Below are 24,920 nucleotides of genomic sequence, written 5' to 3'. Positions count from 1 at the left end.
ACTATTTAATGATCCATTCATGGATACCCGCTGAATGTGCTTCCGGTAATTGTATCTCCATTCGCAGGGCGTTGGTACGCACAGGTTTGAAGCGTATGCTGTTATAAATATCCTTACTGATCGAATCCATGCTTACCGTTTCAACAGGCAACCATTTTTCATTCTGCAGATATAGCAACTTATAAGATCTGGGGATTCTGCATCCGCCAAAAGGTTCATCATCAAACCAGTAAACAGTCGACTCGGCTATGGTATAGGTGCTGTCAAAATCATACTGAACCCATTCTGTTGTATTTTGCCGCGGCCACCAATGAAGGTATCCCCCATTATGATCCTGAGAGTTTTGGGGTTCATACTGATCATTCAGTGTGCGTAACATACGGGCATTACCTACTGAGCTGCTGGATCTGCTTTTAGTTGCTATGCTGGGTGCAGGCTTAGGTCTGGCAGCCGATTCATTGAAAGGGATCCATACCTGCATCTCCGTGGCACCCCGATTATTCCAGGCATAATAAGGTATTGCCATAACTGTTTGGGCAGATCGCAGCAGCTGGTATGAATCAACCTGTCGTTTTGTTGCTGTACCATTTGCTGTGAGAACCATAACACCATTCAGGAATTCTGGCTTGAATGCATTTTCAAAAGTTGCCTCCTTATCGATGACGATATTCAGCACAGAACTATCTTTATTATCCGTTCCCTCCAGACAATAAACCAATGGACCTCTTTGAAGGGCATAACGATTATTATCGTCTTTAACTGAGGGATGAGCCAGTACCTTTTCAATCTCCATTGGCAATAGCAGCTCAACCACATCACCTTTTCGCCATTCCCGATTGAGCTTCACATATCCATTTTCAATTTTATAGTCAACCAGCTTACCATTTATACGGAGGGGTATTGGGCGTTTCTGCTGGTTAAGAAATGTATATAGATTACCGGGCACAGCATCCTGGCTTGCCCAGCCGGGTATCCTTACAAAAAGAGCAAAGGAGCTTTTTTCCTTTTCGGGTTTAACCTTGATCTTCACCTGACCATCCCAGGGATAGTTGGTCTGCTGCTCTATTGAAACCTTGCCTGCAGGCAATTCAATGGTAGCTTTATTTGCAACATAGAGATTTACGTAGAGATCATTTTCCTTTTGTGCATATACATATCCGGGAATGGAAGGCATGAACCGGGTCATATTGGAAATGCAGCAGGCGCAGCTGAACCATTCACTCCGTTGGTGCTGGCCCATGGAAGCGAGTGGATTGGGATAAAAGAATCTATCTCCACTTAAGGACACTCCGGAAAGCAATCCATTGTACAATATTCTTTCAAGGACATCTATATATTTTGCGTCACCATTCATCAGGAACATCCTGCTGTTCCAGTATACATTGGCAATTGATGCACAGGTTTCTGCATAAGCCGACATATTGGGAAGATGGTATGCGTCGCCAAAAGCTTCACCATTACCTGTTGCACCTATTCCGCCAGTCAGATAGAGCTTATGGTCTATAACATCCTTCCAGATATCATTGATTGCATTAACATACTGCCGGTTGCCAGTAAGGGCCGCCACATCAGCCATACCAGTATACATATATGCTGCGCGTACGGCATGACCAACTGCCACATGCTGGTCGGTTACCATTTTGTGGCTCTGGCTATATTCAGCTCCCTTGATTTTTCCATCACCCCTAATATCCAGAAAAAACTTAGCCAGCTCGAGGTATTCTTTTTTCCCTGTAACACGGTAAAGTCGAGCAAGGCCCATTTCCACCACCTGGTGACCGGGGAAAAATGCAGCTTTGCCCTTACCGAAATCTTTAACCAGCAGATCAGCATTCCGGAGAGCAATTTGTAACAATGATCTTTTGCCTGTTGCAAGATAATGAGCTACTGCCGCTTCATACAAATGGCCTGAATTGTAGAGTTCGTGGCTCAGGTCAGGATCCTTCTCCCAGCGATTCTCGCTGATCCATGGATGCAGTTTTTCAGGCTTCATTGTCCTGAAAGTATAGAGATAACCGTCCGGCTCTTGGGCGTCGCCTATTATCTGGATAAGCGTGTCAAGAATTCTTTCGAGCGCCTCGTCAGGTCTTACCTGCAGCGAGTATGATGCTCCTTCAATTACTTTATAAAGATCAGTATCATCGAAGGGAAATTCGGTAATTTTTCCTACAGGCATTTTACCTGCGGCTTTGAGAAAATTATCGATTCTCCCTGTCTCATGAATTTTCTGCAAAGTATAAGGAATGGTAATAGTGCGGTTAACCTCAATCTTAGGTGCCCAGAACTGGTCGGTAAAATGAACACGGGTAAAGTCTACAGGCTGAATAAGATAATCACCAGTTTGTTGCTGCGCCGAAAGGTTATCTCCAATAAAAGACAACAACATCAATAATATCGTACACTGCTTCTTCATATGGCATGCTTGGTTAATTCAGAAATCGGTATAAATGTACGTATGACATTTATAAAAATCAGATACATTTTCAATCCTTATTGATATTGTATGTAAATTAAGTGTCAATTGGATAAATAAACCACACTATGCCAAATCAACGCCGCAACTTTCTGCGAAATTCTGGTGCACTACTTTTAGGAACAACTGCGCTCCCCGCTTTTGCTAATGATATATTTACGATAGGCCTTTCCAGAACCAGCCCTTCCGACCAACTGAATATCGGACTTATTGGTGCCAATGGAATGGGATGGAGTAATCTGACGGCTTTACTTAAGATCCCGGGAACAAAATGCGTAGCAATTTGTGATATTGATGAAAATGTGATCAGGCGAAGGGTGGCAGAACTCGAAAAACTCAATATGCAGGTGAAGACCTATTCTGATCACCGGAAGCTACTGGAAAATAAGGATGTACATATTGTAATTATTGGCACACCCGATCACTGGCATTGCATACAGATGGTTGATGCGTGTGCGGCAGGCAAATATGTATATGTTGAAAAACCATGTGGCAACTCAGTTGAGGAATGCCTGGTAATGGAGTCAGCCCAGCAAAGGTATAAATCCATAGTTCAGGTGGGTCAGTGGCAGCGTAGTGCGCCCCACTTCCAGGATGCCATTAAATTTGTTCATAGTGGTCAGCTGGGAAATATCAGAACAGTAAAGTCATGGGCTTATATGGGTTGGATGAAACCTGTTCCCATCAAACCTGATGGAACTGTACCTCCCGGGGTTGACTATACCCGTTGGCTTGGCCCCGCCACTCAAAGGCCTTTCAACAGCAACAGATTTCATTTCAACTTCAGGTGGTTCTGGGATTATGCAGGGGGACTTATGACTGACTGGGGCGTGCATATGGTTGATTATGCATTATTGGGAATGAAAGCAGGATTTCCGAACCAGGTTATGGCCTCAGGAGGTAAGATGGCCTACCCCGATGATGCATCCGAAACGCCTGATACCCTTGCTGCTGTTTTTGAATTTGATAAATTCAACATGGTATGGGAACATGCCACGGGAATTGATCTTGGTCCATACGGACTTACACACGGCACTGCTTTCATAGGAAATAACGGCACTTTAGTACTTAACAGGGAAGGATGGTATGTAAATGCAGAGAAAGGAAAAATGGAACCTGTTGTTTTACAAAAGGACCAGGGTGGTTCGCTCGAAAAACATATGCAGAATTTTGTCAGTGCCATTAAAGCTGGTGATCCAGGTTTGCTAAACACATCTATCCAGCAAGGTTCTCATACCGCACAGGTTTGCCAGTTGGGAAATATCGCTTTCCGCACAGGGGAAAAACTTCAATGGGATCACAAAAAACACAAGTTTGATTCTGCTTCAGCCAATAAATTATTGAAGGCACAATACCATAACGGGTATAAGCTCCCCTCCGCTTAAAGGTTCATGTAATCTGGAAGTAGAGGACGGTTGGCAAGTGCCTTATCTATGATATGCTGCACCCTTATCCGCTCATCGCCATGAAGTATTTGACGGGGTGCCCTCACATATTCCGAACCGATGCCGGTAGAGGCTGCGGCAAGCTTAATATATTGTACCAGCTTGGGATGAATGTCGAGCTCCAGCAATGGCATGAACCATCGATAAATATCGAGAGCTTCTTTAATTTTTCCCGCCTTCACCAACCGGAAAATAGCAACTGTTTCCCTTGGGAAAGCATCGGTTAATCCCGCTACCCATCCATCAGCACCTGACACCAGTGCTTCAAGTGCAATAGTATCTACACCACATAAAATACTGAAACGCTTATCAAAGCGGTTGATCATCCTTGTTATATTGGTAATATCACGGGTTGATTCTTTTACTGCCTGGATATTTTCATGGGCAGATAGCTCTTCAAACATATCAAGGGTTACATCGATCTTATAATCCACCGGATTATTATAGATCATTATGGGCAGGGAGGTACTGGCTGCCACAGCCCTGAAGAAGGCGACTGTTTCAGCATCATCAGACCGGTAACGCATAGGCGGAAGCAGCATAAGCCCGCTGGCACCGGAGGCTTCTGCATCTATGGCGAGATTTACGGCATCCCTGGTGCGTTGCTCTGCAATGTTCACCAGAACAGGAAAACCCGCGGGGGCTATATTTTTGGCATAGAGCAGCAATTCTTTCTTTTCATCATTCAATAAGGTACTTGCCTCACCCAGTGAGCCGCCAATGATAACACCATCTGCCCCGGCTGCAATCTGCGCCTCGAGGTTCGTTCCGAAAAGTGAGAGGTCAATATTTTCGTCTTTATCAAAAGGGGTTAGCAAAGCGGGAAATACACCAGACCATGAAAATGAAGCCATAGTTTTAATTTTTCAAAATTGAATAAAGAATATGCCCGGATATATTTAAACGGGCAGATTAAGGTAAATTAACTTCTGTTTATTCAAGCAATAATGAAAAAGACTTTTTTTTGTATAGATGCACACACTTGTGGAAATCCTGTTCGTCTTGTTGCCGGAGGAGGACCAATTCTTAAGGGAAATTCGATGAGTGAAAAGAGGCAGCATTTCTTAAGAGAGTTCGACTGGATCCGCAAGGGGCTTATGTTTGAACCACGTGGACATGACATGATGAGTGGATCGATACTCTATCCTCCACATGACCCCGATAATGATGTTGCCGTCCTTTTTATTGAAACCAGCGGTTGCCTGCCTATGTGTGGTCACGGTACCATCGGAACCATAACCATTGCTATGGAAGAGGGCCTTATCATTCCGAAGACACCTGGAATAATCAGGATGGAGGCTCCTGCAGGGTTGATAAATATTGAATATAAACAGGAAGGAAACAAGATCAGATCAGTTAAACTCACCAATGTACCTGCCTATCTTGCGGCCACTGAACTTATTGTTGATTGTCCAGGGCTGGGAGAACTTGTAATTGATGTTTCATACGGGGGGAATTTTTATGCAATTGTAGATACCCAGAAAAATTTTCCCGGTTTGGAACATTATTCTGCGGATAAACTAATATCGATGGCACGTACTTTACGGGAACGAGTAAACGAAAAATATGAATTTGTTCATCCTGAGGACCCAACCATCAATGGTTGCTCGCATATATTGTGGACCGGAGCCGTTTTAAACCCGGCTTCAACTGCTCGCAATGCAGTGTTTTATGGTGATAAGGCTATCGACCGCAGTCCCTGCGGAACAGGCACTTCAGCAAGAATGGCACAATGGTACACTAAAGGGAAACTGAAGAAAGGGGATCGGTTTGTACATGAAAGTATAATCGGATCAACTTTCACCGGAACCATTGAAGAAGAAACAAGTATAGGAGGGATGCCAGCTATCAGGCCTGGAATTGAAGGCTGGGCCCGAGTGTTTGGATACAATACCATAACCATCGACCCCTCCGATGATCCCTATGCTTTCGGCTTCCAGGTCCTCTGATTTTTACACAGTGTCTGACACATGTTCGTGATATGTTCGAACATATGTCCTAACGTCCTCCCAACATGTGTCAGACACCTATCAACATAGTATGAAAAAAATAATTTCTTCTATTGCTTTAATTTTTGTGGCAGCCAGCCTGCAGGCTCAGTCATATATACCCGTAAAGAATGATAGTCGCTATAAAGTGAAACCGGTAGTGCCGGTTAAAGCTTATGGATTCAACCTGGGAGATGTTCACCTAACGGAAGGAAGTCCTTTTTATCATGCCATGAAACAGGATGCGGGCTATCTTCTTTTCCTGGAGCCCGACAGGCTTTTACACCGATTCCATTTGAATGCTGGCCTCCCACCCAAGGCCGCGCTTTATGCAGGATGGGAGACTGAAGGTCTTTCGGGTCATACCCTTGGCCATTATCTCTCAGCCATCAGTATGATGTATGCATCAACAGGAAAGGAGGAATTCAGGAAGCGGGTAGACTATATCGTTAGTGAACTTGCACGTTGTCAGCAGGCGAGAGGCACGGGTTTTGTTGGCGCTATGCCCGGCGAAGACAGCGCCTGGAGTAAAGTTGCGGCAGGTGATATCCGCTCAGGGGGCTTTGATCTTAATGGACTCTGGGCTCCATGGTATGTTGTACATAAATTGATGAGTGGTCTGGTAGATGCATACCTCTATACCGGCAACAGAAGCGCATTAGCGATTGCTGAGGGGATGAGTGACTGGACTGGAAACATCCTATCCGGACTCAGTGAATCGCAATTGCAGAAAATGCTGCGTTGTGAATTTGGGGGAATGAACGATGTGCTTGCACAGCTCTATGGCATCACAGGAAATAAAAAACACCTGGAACGATCCTATAAATTCTATGACGATTTCGTTATGAAACCTCTTTCAAAAAAGATCGATCCAATGCCTGGCAAACACAGTAATACCAATGTGCCCAAAGCTATTGGCAGCGCTACGCAGTATATGTTGGGAGGCAGAAAAGCTGATAAGACCATCGCAAGCTTTTTCTGGAATACCATGGTGAATAATCATAGTTATGTAATTGGCGGAAATAGCAATTATGAGTATTGTGGAGAGGCAGGAAAACTCAATGACCGGCTTAGTGACAACACTTCTGAAACATGCAATACCTATAATATGCTGAAGCTCACCAGGAGCCTTTTCAGCATGCAACCATCAGCAGAGATGGGCGACTATTATGAACGCGCGCTTTATAATCATATACTGGCATCACAGAATCCGGAAACCGGCATGATGTGTTATTTCGTTCCACTGCGAATGGGAACTAAAAAACAATTCTCCGACTCTCTCCAATCCTTCACCTGCTGTGTGGGCAGTGGGATGGAAAACCATAGTAAATATGGAGAGGGTATTTACTATAACGGTGCTGATGGCAGCCTTTTTGTGAATCTATTCATCCCCTCAGAATTAAACTGGAGAGAGAAAAAGATAAAACTCAAACAGGAACACCATTTTCCTGAGTCAGACAGCCTGCAATTTATAATTGAAACAAAATCTGCTAAAAGTTTCGCTCTGCGAATCCGCAAACCATATTGGGCAAATAACGCAGTGCTTCGAATCAATAATATACCAACAGAAATCATTACTGATTCCAGCGGATTTATCACTATAAACCGCAAATGGAAAAATAAGGACCGGGTTACGCTCGGATTGCCAAAAAATCTTCATACCCAAAGCATGCCTGATAATAATAACAGGATCGCTCTTATGTATGGTCCGCTTGTTCTGGCAGGTAACCTGGGAACAGAAATGCCAGACCCTGTTTTTGGATCACCAGTTCTGCTAACCGCTGATAAAAATGTCAACAATTGGATACAACCTGTGGCCGGCAAGCCTTTGCATTTCAAACTCCAGGGCGTAGGTAAGCCAGGAGACGTAGAGCTGATTCCCTTTTACAAAATGTATAAAGAGTATTATTCAGTGTATTGGGATTTTTTCACGCCTGCCGATTGGACAGCCAGGCAGGTTGAATATGAAGCCGAAAAGAAAAGGCAACAAAATATTGCAGAGCGCACCATTGATGTTTTCCGCATTGGAGAGATGCAACCCGAGCGAGACCATAACCTTCAGGCGAGTGAAAAAAGTTATGTAAGTGATGCACTTGGAATAAATGGAAGGGAAGTTCGGGCCGGTGGATTTTTCTCTTTTGATATCAAAATTGATCCTGCCATTCCAAATAATTTAATGCTGACATATCTGGGTGATGACCGCGACAGGAAGTTTGATATACTTGCTGATGGTAAGCTTATTCATACTGAAACATTAACAGGTGGAACAACAGGTAAATTTTATGACCGGGAGTATACGCTTCCTATAGAGATAAAATCAAGTAAAAACTTAATAAATATTAGAATAGAATCCAATTATGGGAAAACTGCAGGGAGGGTATTTGGTGTACGCACGGTTAGAGGTCAGATGACACAACAGGATCTGTCTAAATTCAATCAATCGGACAGTGTATTGTTGTTTGCATATTTCAAAGGGAATGGTGAAGATGGTTTGCATCTTGCCGCAAGTGCTGATGGCTACCAATGGATAACGTTAAAGAACGACAGTTCTTTCCTGCAGCCAAAGGTTGCTGGTGATAAACTTATGCGCGATCCATGTATCACAAAGGGACCGGATGGACGCTATCATATGGTGTGGACAGTGAGCTGGAAGGACAAGGGGATTGGCTATGCCAGTTCAACTGATCTTCTGAACTGGTCAGAACAAAAGTTTATTCCTGTTATGGCTCATGAGCCGGCAGCAGAGAATTGCTGGGCGCCTGAAATACTCTTTGATGCAGATAAAAAGCATTATATGATTTACTGGTCAACAACCATCAAAGGCAGATTTCCGGAAACAGAAAAGCAGGGTGATCATAATCATCGTATATACCAGGTAAGCACCAAAGATTTTAAAACCTTCAGCAAGGCAAAACTTCTTTATGATAAAGGTTTTAATGTGATAGATGCTAGTATAGTGCGAAACAACAATGAATATGTGATGTTCCTGAAGGATGAAACCCTGAAGCCTGTTGCGCAAAAAAACATTCGTATTGCAAGGAGCACCCGGGCGGATGGAGGGTTTTCATCCCCTACTACACCAATAACCGGTAAATATTGGGCAGAAGGACCCACTGCAGTAAAATTTAACAACAGATGGCTACTTTACTTCGATAAATACACCCAGAAATCTTATGGCCTGCTTGAATCCATCAACATGATGAACTGGAGCGACAATTCAGGTAAATTACAATTCCCCGAAGGCGCGCGGCATGGTACTGTTTTTGCCATCAGCAAAGCAGAATTTAAACATATCATAGAAAACCGAATCCCCTAGCTTTGTTGGGGTCAATAAGAATGCCAATGCCAACAACCATTGCAGATAAAAAATTTATTTTTCTTGTCAATCCTATTTCAGGTACTAAGCCTAAAACTGATCTGGGTGACAAGATATTAAAGGGTGCTGCCATGGCAGGTGCGCATGCCATAATATTACCAACTGTAGAGGGTGGTGATTACCAGTTTGTACGGCAAAAGATTGAAGAAGAAAACTATACTGACGTGGTTATATGTGGTGGTGATGGAACGGTGAACCAGGTAGTGGATAATCTCAGAAATATGAATGTACGATTTGGTATCATTCCACTTGGGTCGGGAAATGGACTTGCTTATTCTGCTGGAATTCCAAAACCAACCAATAAAGCCATTGAACTTGCCTTTTCAGGCAAGGCCAGGTTCATTGATGCATTCATGGTGAATGATCAGTTTGCCTGTATGTTATGTGGACTTGGTTTTGATGCTAAAGTGGCACATGATTTTGCACAACAACCTTCCCGTGGACTATTAACCTATACACAGCAAACACTAAAGAATTTTTTTACCGCCAACTCCTATCATTTTGACCTGGTTGTGAATGACCATGTAATCCAAACCGATGCATTTTTCATAAGCATTGCCAATAGCAACCAGTTTGGAAACCAATTCACCATTGCTCCCAAGGCCAGCCTGAATGATGGGTTACTTGATATTGTTGTAGTTCCGAAAATGAATAAAGCCATACTTCCATTCGCACTCATACAACAGGTAAGCGCTGGACAATTTACGGGGGTAAAAGAAGAGACAGAAGGAACTATTCAGTATTTCCAGACACCAAAACTTCAACTCCGCAATCGTGATGGCGCGCCATTACATATTGATGGAGAGCCAAAAGAAACATGTGAATATTTGAATATTAAAGTTCTGCCCCGCTGTTTTTCGCTTATACAACCCGTCATAGGCTGAGCACAATAAAGATCACTTTTCTGATAACTGCATGTCAGCAGAATCATGCTTTAGAAGGCCCTGGAAGATTCGGAAACTATTCCTGTTATAGGTATTCTCCAGCGCGTTTCGTATGTCTTGTTTCTCCCGTTGAGTAAGGTGAAAATTAAGTGCTGCTTTCATGTCTTCCTTTTCTGGCAAATATTGGAACCTTACACGCTGCAGCTTCCCTCCCATCATTGCTGCAGTATAGCTTAGGTTATCGAATTGGTTATACTGTTGCATCTTGTACCAGTTATATTGTAAAAGAAGCATAGGTTTTGTAACGATTTCTGAAATGTCTTTCGACTCAAACGGATATTCCCAACCGCCGCCTTTTCTGTCATTGATCTGTAACAATACTACTCCCCTCGTATTATTTTGTATCCAGTCGCGGAATATATATGTGAACCTCAATGCCAGTTCCATTCCATAGTTATCTCTCAGGCCTGCATCCATTACGTCAATCTTTGGTTCGGTGGGCAACCATACGTTGGGGAGAACATAAGGAAATGTGGCATTCATCCTCAAGGCTGTGAGTAACCGAAGGTTCATGGGATCCTGTTTAGCAAACAGCGCGGCAAAATCAATGGCGTCCGGATCGGCTGCATCATGCATACTTGTATCGCCCCCGGGTCGCATCAAAAAACTAACCGGGAGTGTACTGAGAAGCATTTTCCTGCCATCGCGGGTGATTACGGAATTGAAGAGCATCAATGGGATACGGGCTTCTCGCTCATCCGGAGCCAGGTCACTTAATTCTTTATCGAGAAGAAAGCGGGTATTAATGTTAAGCTGTTGTTCAAAAGAATAAGCCCTGTCTTTGACATACTCATAATCGCCTACCCTGAATTTCTGTGCTGGAGCCGCCAGGTCGCGCGCTACAAAGGAAGAAAAAATAGGATTCAACAAGTCTTTAGAAATATCATCAACATATTTATTATCAAGCAGATCAATGGGCTTACCCAATGCCCTCTCATGCCATAAAGCTCTGAAATATGCAGCCCCCAGCATGCCGCCTGAAGCACCTGTTATCATAAAGGTTTGCTTCATGAATTGACCTCCGCTCAAACTATCCAGTTTCTGCATCACTTCCATGGTAAACGTCGCGCTTCTTGTTCCTCCGCCACTAACATTTACCAGGTAGAGATAGGGTTTTTCTATGCCCTGCTTTGCCTTCCATTTTTCAAGTACCGATAACATCACTGCTTTATCGTCATTTATTTTAGCAGGACTGGTTAGTTGACGGAGATTTTCAGGATCATACGCTGCACGTGGAATGGACCTGCGATAATCCAGACCATATGCTTTATTTGTTGGATCAATTATACCATTACGGTAGAGAAAGTTCAATACCAATATCAGTATAACGGCAAAGGGTACACTCCAGCTTTGAAGAAAATAGGAAAAGGCTCCCACTACTGCAACCAATATTGCCAGAAATAAGGTGATACTTGCTGCAGCAGGCAACTGGAACACTTCGTAATCAAGCAGAAATCCAACAACCATCAGGAAAACAAAAGCTATAAATATGGAGAGTACGGCTGCAAAATGGTGACGGTTAAAAATATTCTCCAGGAAGTCCTTACTATAGTGTGAAACATTTCTTACAGCCCGGGGTTCGAATCGGCCGCTTAAGTAGGTAGTCACTTTAATCAACCTGCTTCCTCCACTATTAAGAACGATATGTGGTTTCAGTCCCCTGTGAAAAGGAAGTGGAGACGGGTCGAGATTGATCATATTGCGGGCAATATGAATATCAGCACCAAAAAAATACCCGAAAGATATCAGCACTATTATGACCACTCCTATCAGAAAACCGGAAATGAGCATCAGTACTTCCCCCCAACCCAGAAGTTCTTTATTGATTTCAAAATCCACCGCCCGAACAAAATAAAAAACAAGGAAAAGAACTGGTATCACCGCATTATTAATACAGTATTTCAAAAATGGTCGGGTAGTAGTAGCAAGAAAACGAAAATGCCTGCTGAACAGTATGAAGGTGGTAATGTTCCAGCTCATAATGAAGATGCCAATAGTAACACCAACAATTCCTGCACTTACAGTATTGACCTTGCCAAGGTATTCGGGTGAGAGATAAAGGGAGTTGACGCCATATGCCGCCATAAAACTTCCATTCACAGCGCCAAACAATACCATCCAGAATAACAGCAAAACCTGGAACTTCTTAAAATGAAGCAGGATGAGCTGAACCGGGAAAGAATAAAATATGGCTTTCAGTCGCGGCTTCATACATGTCAAGTTACATCTATAAACGTGTAGACAAGACCGAAATTATGCCTGCTGCCTCTGTTTATGGAAAAGATAAAGAAGGCTTACCATGGAAAGCAATAATATCATGGCCACTATCTGGTGAAGTTGGGCCATCCATTCAAAATTACCCCAGTGATTTGGGATGATATCCTTACTGGTTAATACAGAAAATATGCCGAGCAATACCTGGATAACAGTAAGTATGAGCGGGAAACGTTTCCATCGCCCTATTAGTGGCGTGATCTCTGCCTGGCTCATTTTCCGGTACCATATGATTACCAGGATTACAATGAGGTATGCCAGGTTTCTATGAATGAAATGAATAGTAATCGGGTTATCTATGAGGTTTAGCAATAGAGGATTATCCTGCCAGAGAGTAGCAGGCAGCCAGTCTCCATTTATTGTTGGCCATGTTGGGGCCACGGTAGCTGCCCTATGACCTGCCATCAATGCACCATATATCAACTGAACCGTCATCAATACAAGTAATACTATGGTCAATTTTTTAATTGGTGGGGATAAAATTCTCTGTTGTGCAGGAATCAGTAATTGAAGTGCAAACCACCATGTGTAACAGAGTAATAACAAAGCCAGAATAAAGTGAAGTGCCAGCCTGGTTGGCTTAACATAAACAGCATCTCCGGTTAAACCACTAGCAACCATGATCCAACCTACCGCTCCCTGAACAGCGCCTAGAATAAAGAGTACCAGCAAAGGATTTACCATATCCTTGCGGAGGTACTTTTTTGCGGTCAGCCAAATGAAGCCCACAAGGAATACGATTCCTATTAGTCTTGCCCAAACACGGTGAAACCATTCCCAGAAATAGATAAACTTAAAATCCGAAAGAGTAAAATCGGTGTTTAGCAGGCGGTATTGAGGTGTTTCCTGGTATTTCCTGAACTCAGCCAACCAGTGTGCTTCATTCATAGGAGGAAAGCTACCGGTCACCACTTCCCATTCTGTGATCGACAAACCCGAGCCTGTAAGCCGCGTGATCCCACCTAATATCACCTGAACAATGATCATAACTACCCCAATAATCAACCAGGTAGCTACTGCCCGGTTACCCTTCCTGTACTGCTGCGTTTCCATAAGGATGCAAAAATAGGGAGATGTTTGAAGTTTGTAACCGGGTGTTGAAGCTGCGACTTACTTATGTTTTGTTGGAAGTGCCAACAAGGGAATACGGATGCCGTCAGCCACTTTGGAAGTGATGCTATAATTGAAAAGCTTTTCCAGCACAGTACGTTCATGTACAAACATCAGCAATGCGGCTTCTTTGCGTTCAGCTGTGAACTGCACCAGGTTTTTCCACATGGGCAGGTCATTCTTTTTTTCCACCAGGTGCGCCTTAATTCCAGGATATTCCTGTATGGCTTTATCGAGTTCTTCCTGGTCGGTTGAGGGGAGGGAAGTCATGGTCACTACTTCTGCTTCTGCATGTAACCAATCGGCCCATTTGATAATTTGAGAGGCAAGTGTTGCCAGCTCTTTCAGATTTACTGCTGCAATCAATTCCTTGAATCGTACCGGGTTCCAATGAGGGGGAACAGCCATAACAGGGAACAAGGCATGGTTGATCATGGTAGCTGTATTGGAACCCCAGAATCTTTCCATTGCATTAGTTGCACCATGGGTGCCCATTATAATAATGTCTGACCGCTCCAGCAACATATGGTTGATGATACCACCATTGATCATAACACTCTCTTTCACCAGGGTGGTTACTTCAAGTTTATTTCGACCTCCGCAACATGCTTCCATTTTATCAAATACCAGTTCTGACAAACGGGTATGTATTGCACCAAGGTCAACATGATGAGGATCTATATTCCACTCCTTCGGATAATCATGCGCCGCTTTAAAATTCAGGATATGCAAAACTTCTACATTCAGGCCTTTGCCATCAGCAATATAAAATGCCTGTTCCAATGCAGCAATCGCATTGGGGGAAAAATCAAACGGGACTAATATATTCGCCATAGTGCTGCTTTTAAAAATTCATCCCACAGTGGGTACTGCAGGATGAACTTAACAACAAGATACGCAAGAAATGCTTAAGCAGTTCCCTTTAAAATTTTATTCCAATACAACCAGGGAAGTATATAACGTTTAAGCACCCACATGCTCCAACGAGGCTTAGACTGGTCAAAAGGAAATGTTTCCATAACCTTATTATCATAACCGAATTCTGCAAGGATCAATTTACCATATCCCACTACCAGCGGGCAGCTGCCATAGCCACTGTATGCAGCAGGCATTTGTTGTCCATCTATTAACGCCAGAAGGTTTTTGACTACCACCGGAGCCTGTTTCCTGACAGCTGCACCAGTTTTGGAATTGGGTGCACTCATCGCATCACCTATTCCGAAAATATTCTTATAGCGTGTATGCTGAAGCGTGAATTTGTCAACATCAACCCATCCTCCTGCATCGGCAAGTGGACTTGCTTTCACGAAATCTGGCGCGCTCTGTGGCGGAACAACGTGGATCATATCAAAATGTTTTTCCACCATACTAACAACACCTTCCCCATCAACCACTTTAAAAGTCGCAGTTTTCTTGTCACCGTCTATTGCAACAAGATCATGTTTAAAGTTTAGTTTAATACCATATTCATTCACCTTCTTCATGAGTTCATCTGCGTACTTTTTTATGCCGAAAATCACACCACCTGCAGTAACGAATTCTACGTTCACCTTGCCCTGAAGGCCATGCTTACGCAGATAATCAGCCGCCAGGTACATGATCTTTTGTGGGGCTCCACCGCATTTCACAGCTGTACCCGGACTGGTAAATAGAGCTGTTTGGCCGGGCTTTAATTGTTGAAGACACTCATAGGTATAAGTGGCGTAGTCAACTGAATAGTTACTGGTAACACCATTTCGGCCGAGGGTCTGTTTCAGGCCCTCAATATCTTTCCAGTTGAGTTGGATTCCAGGGGCAACAATGAGGTAATCATAGGTGATTTCAGCCCCGCTTTTCGTAGTTACCTGGTTAATTTCCGGCTGGAAACTTTCTGCTGCATCACGGATCCATTTTACTTTATCCGGAATCACCGATGACTCTGAACGGATGGTATCATGAATATTAAATACTCCTCCCCCAACGAGGGTCCAGGCGGGCTGGTAATAATGTTTATCAGATGGCTCGATGAGGGCGATTTCCAGATTGGAACGCTTCCGCAGCAATTGGGCTGCAACTGAAATTCCGGCATTTCCGCCTCCAATTATAAGAACCTGATGATGCTGAGACATAACAATTAAATTTATATGTCAAAGGTAGTCCCGGAGCCAGGCGCCCTTCGTGATTACAGTCACTTAAGGGTATGATATTAACCATGATAAATATCAGCCGGTATGGCAACTAAGATCAGTATATTTCAAGACATGGCGTCTCCTTCCAGATCGTTTTGTTGGTGCAGCACATCCGGAAATGACTCATTAAGCCTGCAGCAGCAGTAATAATAGCCACCAAAATCAGGGTAGTGGGTATGCCAGCCACTGCAGCAGTAAATCCAGCAACCAATGCACCGAAAACATAGCCGCTATCGCGCCAGAACCGGAAAATGCTCAAGGAGGCAGCCCTTTGGGTAGGGTGGCTGTGGTTGGCGATCATTGATAGGAAATTAGGGTAAACGAGTGCTGTTCCCAGCCCCAGTAATATCATACTTAACGCAACAAGAACTGTAATTGGAGCGACCACTAATATAAGGATACCGGCAGCCTGCATCAACATGCCAGTGCTGATGAGTTGTTTTTTGCAATGCGTATCACCCAATTTGCCTGTGAAAAGTTGGGCCAATCCCCATACTGCCGGATATAATCCGGCAAGCATACCAGTTTCAGTAAGGCTGAATCCTTTATTGATTAGTAAGACAGGAAGCAAGCCCCATATTACCCCATCATTCATATTATTGACAAGACCATTTATGGTAACAGTCCCTATGGTCTTATGCCTGTAGCTGGTATCGATAAACACGTTCTCCAGCAATGGTATCCTGCTTTCTACCGACTCCTTTTTCACATGATGTCCCGTATCACGAATCCATATCAAGGTTATAAGCAGCCCAAGGAAAGAAAATATTATCCCCGGTATGAAGGGTGCAGTTTGATAGCCATATTCAGTAGCGAGCCAACTGGCCAGGTATGCAGCCAATCCTACTGATACATATCCCGCAAATTCATTGATACCCATTGCAAGGCCGCGGTTTTTCTCTCCCACCAGGTCAACTTTCATAATAACGGTAGAAGACCATGCCAGCCCCTGGTTTAGTCCCAGCAGGATATTTGCTACCACTACTATACTCCAGCTTTCAGCATAAATAAGCAGGAATGGTACCGGTATGGCCAGTATCCATCCCACCAGTAGCAGCATCTTTCGGCTATACTTTTTGCTTAGTGATGCCATCGCCAGATTGGCAAATGCTTTTGCTATTCCGAAGGCGCCAATAAATGAAAGCAAGACCACCTGGCCTTGCTTTTGAAAAACTGTTTCAGCGAAACCCGGCATCACGGCTCTCTCAAGACCAATCATGGCGCCTACAAATGCATTCACCAGAACCAGTAAACTGAATTGCTGCCAGTTTTGTCTTAAGCCATGCCGGATTTCAATTGACATAATTAGTGGGGTAATTTATCACGAAACTTTCCATAAATCCAGGTACCAGCAATTGCACTGATAAGTGTAACAATAATTACTGTTGCGCCTGTTCCGATCTGTGCAAATAGTGGTCCGGGACAAGCACCGGTTATTGCCCAGCCGAAACCAAAGATCAAGCCCCCATAGATCTGTCCCTTGTTGAATTTCTTATCATGAAACTCTATCTTTTCACCATGTATGGTTTTAATATTAAACCGCTTGATAATAAAGATGGAGAGCATACCAACGGCAATGGCAGATCCGATGACACCATACATATGAAAACTCTGCAGACGGAACATTTCCTGGATTCTAAACCATGAGATCACTTCAGCCTTTGTAAACACAATTCCGAAAATTACTCCAAGTACCAGATACTTAATATTGCTGTACCATGGTTCCTGCCTTTTCGTATCATTGACGCACATGGTATCAAGAGAACGAACTTCAAAATCAGTATTGGGTGTTTTTGCTTCTACAAATGTTGTATTAGTTGACATAATAATATGCTGGGTTATAGTGAAAGAATGAATGGAAGTACAAGGTTTGCCATGATAAATCCACCTGCCATAAAACAACAAGTGGCAATTAAGGAAGGCATTTGAAGGTTACTAATCCCCATGATTGCATGACCTGATGTACAACCACCTGCATACCTTGTTCCAAAGCCAACTAGTAGTCCACCTGCTACCATCATAATGAATCCTCTTAATGTAAATAGTGCCGGCCAGTTGAATACATCAACCGGTACCAGGCCGGTATAATTGGTGATACCATATCCTGATAATTCATTGGCAAGATTAGCATGCACTTGTATTGGCTCCGGGTTCCATAGGAATGCTGCTGTGAGAATGCCTCCCAGCAGGATGCCTACCACAAAAAACATATTCCAGAGTTCTTTCTTCCAGTCATACTGGAAGAATGGAATTTTGGAGGGGAAACATGCAGCACAAACATGGCGAAGAGAAGAGGAAATGCCAAATGATTTGTTACCCATGATCAGTAAGGTGGGAACTGTTAATCCAATGAGTGGCCCGGCTACATACCAGGGCCATGGCTGTTTGATCCATTCTATAAAATTCATATATTATCTGTTTTATGTTTGTTGTTGATGATATTATTCTGCTTATAAAGACTTACCTGTATTTCTCAAGTACCTGTTCAAGTTGTTTTGCAGGAACTACTCCACTCTGCCGCCATTTTACCTGCCCTTTTTGAAATACCATAAGAGTGGGTACGCCCTGAATTCCAAACTGCCTTGCAGCTTCAGGATTCTTGTCAACATCCACTTTAATGATGGTTACTGCACTGCCAACACTTTCTTTAACATTCTTCAGTATGGGTGCCATCATTTTACAGGGACCGCACCATTCTGCAAAGAAGTCAACCAGCACCGGCTTTTCTGATTGTATTATTTCCTGAAAGGTTGCCATTGATTATTGTTTATCGCTTTTTATTTCTTCATATTGAACAATCTCATCTTTTCCGCTTTTGATATTCCTGGGCGCAGCACATACGCCACCAGCACAGCAACCAATATTAAATATTGACATGCCCAGGAGGAATATCCCGGCAACAGCCAACAAGGGCTCCTTTTCTATTACCGATTGAACTAGTGCATAAGCACCTATGGCAAAACGCAGCCAACGCATCCAATTCCATCCCGTCAAAATTGTTTCTCTCATGCTAAATTTTTTGTTTAAGTGATATCCATGCTCCTCCATTATATGCTTCAATACCTGCCTGCTTTAATTGTGTAACAGCAACACCACTTCGTGCCCCTGATCTGCAAACAGTTATTATTGGCTGTGATTTCTTCTTCAGAACCGGGAGTTGAGATTTCAATGAGTCAAGCGGAATATTCACTGAATCTTCTAAATGTCCAGCCATGAATTCTCCGGGAGTGCGTACATCAATAATAACAGCACCCTTTGCTCTTAAAGCCTTAAAATCAGTTCCTGAACCGAATATCCTTTTTATAAAATCAAACATATCATTTCTTTAATGATTGAGCCATATCTTCCAATCCTCCTCCATTATACACTTCCAACACGCCGAGTTGTTTGAGTATAGCCTGTGCAATACCAGACCGGTTGCCCGAACGGCAATACAAGATCAATGGCTTTGACATAGACCCTAACTCATCTGCACGTTGCTGTACCTGGTCAAGAGGTATGTTGATGGCACCGGGATGATGTGACAAATTAAATTCCTCCTCGCTGCGTACATCAACAACAGTAGCATTCTGATCTCTTAATAATTCCTTTATTGTTTTCATTCCACTAATTCGATTTAATTTTTAAAGCAATGTTGAGGGGCATACATAATCAGTTACTGCAAACTTTCCCGTCTCTTTTAGTTGCTTGAATCCGCCTTTTACATCTATCAGGTTGTCATATCCACGAGCGCGAAGAATTGAATTAAAAATCATTGACCGATACCCTCCGGCACAATGAACATAGTACTGTTTGTTTTTGTCTACCTGCAGCATGCTTTCATTGACAAAATCAAGGGGTGCGTTTTCTGCATCAGCGAGGTGTTCGCTCTGGTACTCACTGTTTTTCCTGACATCAAGGATATTAATCTTCTCATGGCCTGCTATCTCCGCCAATTCTTCTGCTGTTACAGATTTTATACTATCATATTCCTTACCTGCTCTTAGCCATGTTTCAAATCCACCTTCGAGGTATCCTATAGTATAATCATATCCTACGCGTGCAAGTCTGGTAATCACTTCTTCAACACGGTCGGGCTCAGCCACAATCAATAGCTCCTGTTTTACATCCGGTATCAATGCACCTACCCAGGGAGCGAAATTGCCGTCAATTCCAATATTGATGGAATTGGGAACAAAGCCCTTCGCAAATACTTGTGGATCACGTGTATCAAGGATAAGAGCGCCGGTTTCATTGGCTGCAACTTCAAATCCCTCCGCGCTAAGCGCATGCTGTCCGCGTTTCAGCACCTCGTCTATGCTATCATAGCCCTGTTTATTCATCATCACGTTGAGCGGAAAATAGGCTGGAGGAGGCATTAGTCCGGTAGTAACCTCTTTAACAAATTCTTCCCTCGTCATATTCGCCCTGAGAGCATAATTACTTGCTTTCTGGTGACCAAGAGTATCTGTTGTTTCCTTACTCATATTCTTACCACATGCACTACCTGCGCCATGGGCGGGATAAACAATGATATCATCAGCAAGTGGCATGATCTTATTCCGCAATGAATCATAAAGGGTTTCCGCAAGTTGCTCCTGCGTCATATGTGCTGCCTTCTGGGCAAGATCGGGCCTTCCCACATCACCTATAAATAAAGTATCGCCGGAAAAAAGGCCAATATCTTTTCCCTGCTCGTCTCTTAAAAGATAAGAGCAGCTTTCCATCGTATGGCCTGGAGTATGAAGTACAACGAAACTAAGCTTCCCTACCTTGAACACTTCGCCGTCGTAAGCAATATGTGCATCAAAGCTAGGGCTTGCAGTTGGTCCATAAACAATTGTTGCTCCTGTTTTCCTTGAAAGATCAAGATGACCACTCACAAAATCAGCGTGAAAATGGGTCTCAAAAACATACTTGATCTTAGCGCCATCCTTGTCTGAACGATCAATATAGGGCTGCACTTCGCGAAGCGGGTCTATCACAACAGCTTCGCCATCGCTCTCCACGTAATACGCACCCTGTGCCAGACATCCGGTATAAATTTGTTCAATTTTCATACTGAAAGTGTTTTAGCCTTTGATATCGCAAAATTGCAGTGGATATACAGGGTTATCTATGACTTTTGTCACATACTATGGCGGAGGGGGCGGTAGAATGGATTGAAATCATCATATCATATCGATCCCAGGCTGATAATCTCAATAGCATTGCGGTGAAGACGCACCTTTCCCATTTGTTCCATTTTCTTGAGCAAGCGGGATATTACTTCTCTGGAAGAATTTAGCTCATCAGCAATTTCCTGATGGCTGAGCTGTACTATATTGTTTTTGAGTGTTTGCTGGTGTTTAATCAGGTAGAATTCCAGCCTTTCATCCATTGCCCGGAATGCTATGTGATCAATGGTAACCAGTAATTCCTCAAATCTGGATCTATAAGTCTCCAGCACAAAATGATACCATGACTTATATTTACTCATGAATTCATCCATGTAAGAAAGTGGTAGTGCAATTACTTCGGTATCCTTAACTGCCTTGGCCATTATCTCACTGGTTTCACGTTTAGCCGCACATACCATGCTGAGTGCGCAGGCTTGTCCCGGTTTAAGGTAATACATGAAATATTCATTACCCGCATCATCCTCCCGGTAAACTTTCACGAGTCCATCAATTATCAGCATGGTACTTCTGAAATACTGACCAGTCCTCATCAATTGCTCTCCTGCTCTGAAAGTACGGATCTCACTATTCTTCTCGATATCCTCCTTTAGTGCTTCTTCAAATTCAGGGAAGGTTTGGTCAATGGCGGTGTTGGACATATGTGGACAGTTTTTGCGTGACATTGAAATTACAACAAAAGATTCTTTCTACATTTGAGCGCAAGATGGCACTCAAAAAGTACTACCAGGATCAACTGCTTGAAGCGGGCTGCGATGAAGCAGGAAGAGGCTGTTATGCAGGCCCTGTTTTTGCCGCGGCGGTTATACTTCCCCGTAATTTCAGGCATCCCCTTCTAAATGATTCAAAGCAGGTGAAGGAAGATCAGCGATATATGCTCCGGGAAGTGATTGAAAAGAAAGCCATTGCATATTCTGTAGCGTCAGTGTGCGAAGAGGAAATTGACCGCATCAATATTCTGCAGGCCTCCTGGCTGGCCATGCACCGGGCTATTGAAGCATTACACCCCACACCCGGCCTTTTATTGATTGACGGTAATATGTTCAGGCCTTATGGCAGCCTTCCATATCATTGTATTGTAAAAGGGGATGCCACTTATACCTCCATTGCCGCAGCGAGCATTCTGGCCAAGACCTACCGCGATGACCATATGATACGGCTGCATGAGCAGTTCCCTTCTTACAATTGGAAACAGAATAAGGGATATGGAACACCAGAACATCGCATTGCAATTGAATCTCATGGCCTTTGTTCCTACCACCGCAGAAGTTTTAATATACTTCCGGTTCAGAAAGAATTTTGTTTTGAAGGATTATCATCATAACATTTCGAGCAACCTCCTACGCATAGCAGGCCATTCGGATTTTATCACACTATAATACACCGAATCACGTCTTCGCCCACCGGGCATACTCATGTGACTACGCAATGTTCCTTCTTCAATCAGTCCAAGTTTTTTCATAGCGGCCCTGGATCTTAGGTTTAATGCATCCGTTTTCAGTTCCACTCTTTCAAACTCCATAGAATCAAATGCATACTGCATCAACAGTAATTTACAATGAGTATTGATACCTGTTCCCCGGTAAGTGTCCCCATACCAGGTCCACCCGATTTCGACTCTTTTGTCGGGGAATGAAATATTCCCCAGGCTTGTACTCCCGCAAATAGTGTCTTTATCTTTTAAAGACACAACAAAGGGAAATCTTATTCTTTGCTGGTAATGGAACTTCGCCTCGTCTATCCAGCCATCCATTCCTTCCCTTTCATTAAGGTAACGGGTGAACCAGGTAAAAAGGGATGGTTCCTGTGCTATCGCAAAAAGTTTTTCAGCATCGTCATCTTCAAGTTTACGCAACAATACCCGCTCGGTCATTAGCATGAGGGAAGGTGGAAAGTATGTTTCGAAGTTTTGCATGTATTATTCTGTTTCTTCCCAAACACCTGCACCCTGCCTGAGCACTACAGGGGGCTCCTGGGTGCAATCAATAATAGTGGAAGGTATCCAGCCGCCAATTCCACCATCCACTACCAGGTCAACGAGGTTGCCAAAGTTTTCCTGCATAAGTTCAGGATCAGTATACTCCTCGATCATCTCACCCGGCAAAGAGGCACTAAGAATAGGCCTTCCCAATTCTTTTATGATAGTTCGGGCGATATTGTTTTCGGGTACCCGAAGGCCGATAGTATCTTTCTTGCTCTTCAAAAGCCTGGGCACTTCCTTACTTGCTGGTAAAATAAAAGTGTATGGACCTGGCAAATAGCTTTTTAATATGCGGTAAAGAGGTGTGGATATGCTTTTCGTATACTGGCTCATGTCACTTAAGTCATAACAAATGAACGATAGTTGGGCCTTCTGGGGCGCCACTTGCTTGATGCGGCATATTCTTTCGATGGCCTTAGGTTGAAAGATATCACAGCCAATTCCATAAATGGTATCAGTGGGATAGATGATCACCCCACCTGCCCTCAGCGTCTCTATAATAGTATTGATAGCCCTGGGTTGTGGATTATCAGGATGCACGTGAATAAGCATGCCCTAAGTTAAGCATAAACAGGAAGGTTGAGCAGCAGGGCTTTCTATATAGATTAGGTCAGGTTTTGTAACTATGCTAAAAAAAAGATAATTTATTTTTAATAACACTTGCAATATCAATAAACAGGTTATAAATTTACGCCATCACCTTTTCCTCTCCTGACCACTATCCAGTAAAAGCCATCCCGATCAAATTCTCCCTTTGAATTTTTCATTGATGTCCGCCTATGGCGTGATAAATTGTATTGATTAATTGAAAACCAATATATCACCTCTTTCTTTTTGTGGTTTCAGAGGTAAGCACAGGCCGGCGATCTCAATCGCTGGCATTTTTTTTGACTTTATAAGGCATAAAAAAGGGCAAACAGGTAACTAACCTATCTGCCCAACCGATTTATATCTACAAATTAGCTGATTGTCCAAACTTCCCTACCCCGGAGCAGTTTATCAAGGTCGCCCTTGCCTCTCTGGGCAATGGTATCGTCGATCTGCATAGCCATTACATCTTCATAACAGGCTCGCTCCGTTTCAAAAAATACCCCGAATGGCCTTGGCATATGTCCTTCAATTCTTGGATTATCAAACAGACGAACCAGCAATTGTGCTTTAAAGAAATCGCGTTCATCATGTATCCAGCAATCATCGGCACTTGCCCCCTGGGTAAGTTCTACAACTACCGGTTTCAATCCATCAAGCTTTATTCCCTTTTCTTTGTTAGCGCCAAAAAGCAGCGGTTTACCCTGTTCAAGGAAAAGACCATGTTCGGGTTTGGTTGATTTCTCGGTAAAGATCTCAAAGGCGCCATCATTGAATATGTTGCAGTTCTGGTAGATCTCCAGGAAAGACGACCCCCTGTGTTTATGACTTCTTACCAGCATATCCTGCAGGTGTTTAGGGTCTCTGTCCATGCTCCTTGCAATAAAGCTGGCATCGGCTCCCATGGCCAGTGCCAGCGGATTGAAAGGATGGTCAATAGACCCGAATGGAGTACTCTTGGTAACCTTTTGTTGTTCGGAGGTTGGGGAATATTGACCCTTGGTTAATCCATAAATCTGGTTATTGAAAAGCAGAATGTTTACATCAAAATTCCTGCGAAGCAGGTGTATGGTATGGTTACCACCGATGCTCAATCCGTCTCCATCACCCGTTACAATCCAAACGCTAAGTTCAGGGCGTGCAGCTTTTAATCCACTGGCAACCGCGGTAGCGCGGCCATGGATGGAATGCATTCCATACGTATTCATATAATAAGGAAAGCGGCTGCTGCAGCCGATCCCTGAAATGATCACAATATTTTCCCTGGGAACACCAATACCCGGCATGATCTTCTGAACCTGCGCAAGAATGGAGTAATCACCACAACCAGGGCACCAACGTACTTCCTGGTCAGTGGCAAAATCTTTGGCTGTCAGGGCCGGTGAGGGTGTTGCTTCAGTAGTACTCATAAAGTCAA

23 protein-coding genes are annotated in these 24,920 nt (G+C 43.5%); 5 read left to right on the top strand and 18 right to left on the bottom strand.

The annotated features are described in order from the left end of the window. Position 1: 1 nt before the first annotated feature. Positions 2–2,413 (bottom strand): glycoside hydrolase family 127 protein, encoded by a 2,412-nt coding sequence (locus tag HY58_RS08895; RefSeq protein WP_039130658.1) that lies wholly within the window; start codon positions 2,411–2,413, stop codon positions 2–4. Positions 2,414–2,541: 128 nt separating this feature from the next. Here HY58_RS08895 and HY58_RS08890 point away from each other — a divergent pair, with 128 nt between their 5' ends. Continuing rightward, a complete protein-coding gene (locus HY58_RS08890; protein WP_039130656.1) occupies positions 2,542–3,858 on the top strand; it encodes a Gfo/Idh/MocA family protein in 1,317 nt (438 codons plus the stop codon). Here HY58_RS08890 and HY58_RS08885 read toward each other — a convergent pair. Beyond that, entirely contained in the window at positions 3,855–4,772 is a 918-nt protein-coding gene (locus tag HY58_RS08885; RefSeq protein WP_039130653.1) for a dihydrodipicolinate synthase family protein, read from the bottom strand. The two genes, HY58_RS08890 and HY58_RS08885, sit on opposite strands and share 4 nt — an antisense overlap. 93 nt (positions 4,773–4,865) lie before the next feature. Here HY58_RS08885 and HY58_RS08880 point away from each other — a divergent pair, with 93 nt between their 5' ends. The 3 genes from HY58_RS08880 to HY58_RS08870 all read left to right on the top strand — a co-directional run bounded on the left by HY58_RS08880 (position 4,866) and on the right by HY58_RS08870 (position 10,166). Then, a complete protein-coding gene (locus HY58_RS08880) occupies positions 4,866–5,867 on the top strand; it encodes a 4-hydroxyproline epimerase (RefSeq protein ID WP_039130650.1) in 1,002 nt (333 codons plus the stop codon). Positions 5,868–5,958: 91 nt separating this feature from the next. After that, positions 5,959–9,222 (top strand): beta-L-arabinofuranosidase domain-containing protein, encoded by a 3,264-nt coding sequence (locus tag HY58_RS08875; RefSeq protein WP_082022106.1) that lies wholly within the window; start codon positions 5,959–5,961, stop codon positions 9,220–9,222. A gap of 26 nt (positions 9,223–9,248) precedes the next feature. Then, the gene (locus HY58_RS08870) at positions 9,249–10,166 is read left to right on the top strand and encodes a diacylglycerol kinase family protein (RefSeq protein WP_039130649.1); all 918 of its coding nucleotides are present in this window, start codon (positions 9,249–9,251) and stop codon (positions 10,164–10,166) included. A gap of 12 nt (positions 10,167–10,178) precedes the next feature. On the opposite strand, the gene HY58_RS08865 is transcribed toward HY58_RS08870, so the two are convergent. From HY58_RS08865 to HY58_RS08805, 13 genes are all read right to left on the bottom strand, one after another. After that, a complete protein-coding gene (locus HY58_RS08865) occupies positions 10,179–12,437 on the bottom strand; it encodes a patatin-like phospholipase family protein (RefSeq protein ID WP_039130646.1) in 2,259 nt (752 codons plus the stop codon). A gap of 42 nt (positions 12,438–12,479) precedes the next feature. Further along, positions 12,480–13,553, bottom strand: coding sequence for a COX15/CtaA family protein (locus HY58_RS08860; protein WP_039130644.1), 1,074 nt, complete (start codon positions 13,551–13,553; stop codon positions 12,480–12,482). 57 nt (positions 13,554–13,610) lie between these two features. Next, positions 13,611–14,444 (bottom strand): universal stress protein, encoded by an 834-nt coding sequence (locus HY58_RS08855; RefSeq protein ID WP_039130641.1) that lies wholly within the window; start codon positions 14,442–14,444, stop codon positions 13,611–13,613. Between the two features lie 74 nt (positions 14,445–14,518). Continuing rightward, entirely contained in the window at positions 14,519–15,718 is a 1,200-nt protein-coding gene (locus HY58_RS08850) for an FAD/NAD(P)-binding oxidoreductase (protein WP_039130638.1), read from the bottom strand. Between the two features lie 115 nt (positions 15,719–15,833). Beyond that, positions 15,834–17,081 (bottom strand): MFS transporter, encoded by a 1,248-nt coding sequence (locus HY58_RS08845; protein ID WP_039130635.1) that lies wholly within the window; start codon positions 17,079–17,081, stop codon positions 15,834–15,836. Positions 17,082–17,083: 2 nt separating this feature from the next. Next, the gene (locus HY58_RS08840) at positions 17,084–17,602 is read right to left on the bottom strand and encodes a DUF6691 family protein (RefSeq protein WP_039130633.1); all 519 of its coding nucleotides are present in this window, start codon (positions 17,600–17,602) and stop codon (positions 17,084–17,086) included. A 14-nt stretch (positions 17,603–17,616) separates the two neighbouring features. Next, entirely contained in the window at positions 17,617–18,186 is a 570-nt protein-coding gene (locus HY58_RS08835; RefSeq protein ID WP_039130631.1) for a YeeE/YedE family protein, read from the bottom strand. Between the two features lie 52 nt (positions 18,187–18,238). Beyond that, the gene (gene trxA / locus HY58_RS08830) at positions 18,239–18,535 is read right to left on the bottom strand and encodes a thioredoxin (protein ID WP_039130630.1); all 297 of its coding nucleotides are present in this window, start codon (positions 18,533–18,535) and stop codon (positions 18,239–18,241) included. A gap of 3 nt (positions 18,536–18,538) precedes the next feature. Next, complete coding sequence (locus HY58_RS08825) at positions 18,539–18,787, bottom strand: hypothetical protein (protein WP_039130627.1); 249 nt, start codon at positions 18,785–18,787, stop codon at positions 18,539–18,541. A gap of 1 nt (position 18,788) precedes the next feature. Then, on the bottom strand, positions 18,789–19,094 hold the full coding sequence (locus HY58_RS08820; protein ID WP_039130624.1) for a rhodanese-like domain-containing protein: 306 nt from the start codon (positions 19,092–19,094) through the stop codon (positions 18,789–18,791). A 1-nt stretch (position 19,095) separates the two neighbouring features. Continuing rightward, positions 19,096–19,380 carry a rhodanese-like domain-containing protein gene (locus tag HY58_RS08815; protein ID WP_039130623.1) on the bottom strand — a complete coding sequence of 95 codons (285 nt, stop codon included), beginning with the start codon at positions 19,378–19,380 and terminating at the stop codon, positions 19,096–19,098. Positions 19,381–19,401: 21 nt separating this feature from the next. Continuing rightward, positions 19,402–20,817 (bottom strand): rhodanese-like domain-containing protein, encoded by a 1,416-nt coding sequence (locus HY58_RS08810; protein WP_039130621.1) that lies wholly within the window; start codon positions 20,815–20,817, stop codon positions 19,402–19,404. Positions 20,818–20,933: 116 nt separating this feature from the next. Further along, on the bottom strand, positions 20,934–21,575 hold the full coding sequence (locus HY58_RS08805; protein WP_039130618.1) for a Crp/Fnr family transcriptional regulator: 642 nt from the start codon (positions 21,573–21,575) through the stop codon (positions 20,934–20,936). A gap of 65 nt (positions 21,576–21,640) precedes the next feature. Here HY58_RS08805 and HY58_RS08800 point away from each other — a divergent pair, with 65 nt between their 5' ends. After that, positions 21,641–22,258, top strand: a complete 618-nt coding sequence (locus HY58_RS08800) for a ribonuclease HII (protein WP_039130616.1) — start codon at positions 21,641–21,643, stop codon at positions 22,256–22,258. Here the strand turns inward: HY58_RS08800 and HY58_RS08795 are convergent. From HY58_RS08795 to HY58_RS08785, 3 genes are all read right to left on the bottom strand, one after another. Then, complete coding sequence (locus tag HY58_RS08795; RefSeq protein ID WP_072037600.1) at positions 22,253–22,849, bottom strand: GNAT family N-acetyltransferase; 597 nt, start codon at positions 22,847–22,849, stop codon at positions 22,253–22,255. The two genes, HY58_RS08800 and HY58_RS08795, sit on opposite strands and share 6 nt — an antisense overlap. Positions 22,850–22,852: 3 nt before the next feature. Further along, positions 22,853–23,467: an L-threonylcarbamoyladenylate synthase gene (locus HY58_RS08790; protein ID WP_039130613.1), complete on the bottom strand. Its 615-nt coding sequence runs from the start codon at positions 23,465–23,467 to the stop codon at positions 22,853–22,855. Between the two features lie 407 nt (positions 23,468–23,874). After that, positions 23,875–24,912: a 2-oxoacid:ferredoxin oxidoreductase subunit beta gene (locus HY58_RS08785; RefSeq protein ID WP_039130612.1), complete on the bottom strand. Its 1,038-nt coding sequence runs from the start codon at positions 24,910–24,912 to the stop codon at positions 23,875–23,877. Positions 24,913–24,920: the final 8 nt, after the last annotated feature.

The sequence above is a fragment of the Flavihumibacter sp. ZG627 genome, assembly GCF_000814325.1.
In the GTDB taxonomy this organism is placed as follows: Bacteria; Bacteroidota; Bacteroidia; order Chitinophagales; family Chitinophagaceae; genus Flavihumibacter.
This window is presented reverse-complemented; position numbering and strand designations above follow the sequence as displayed.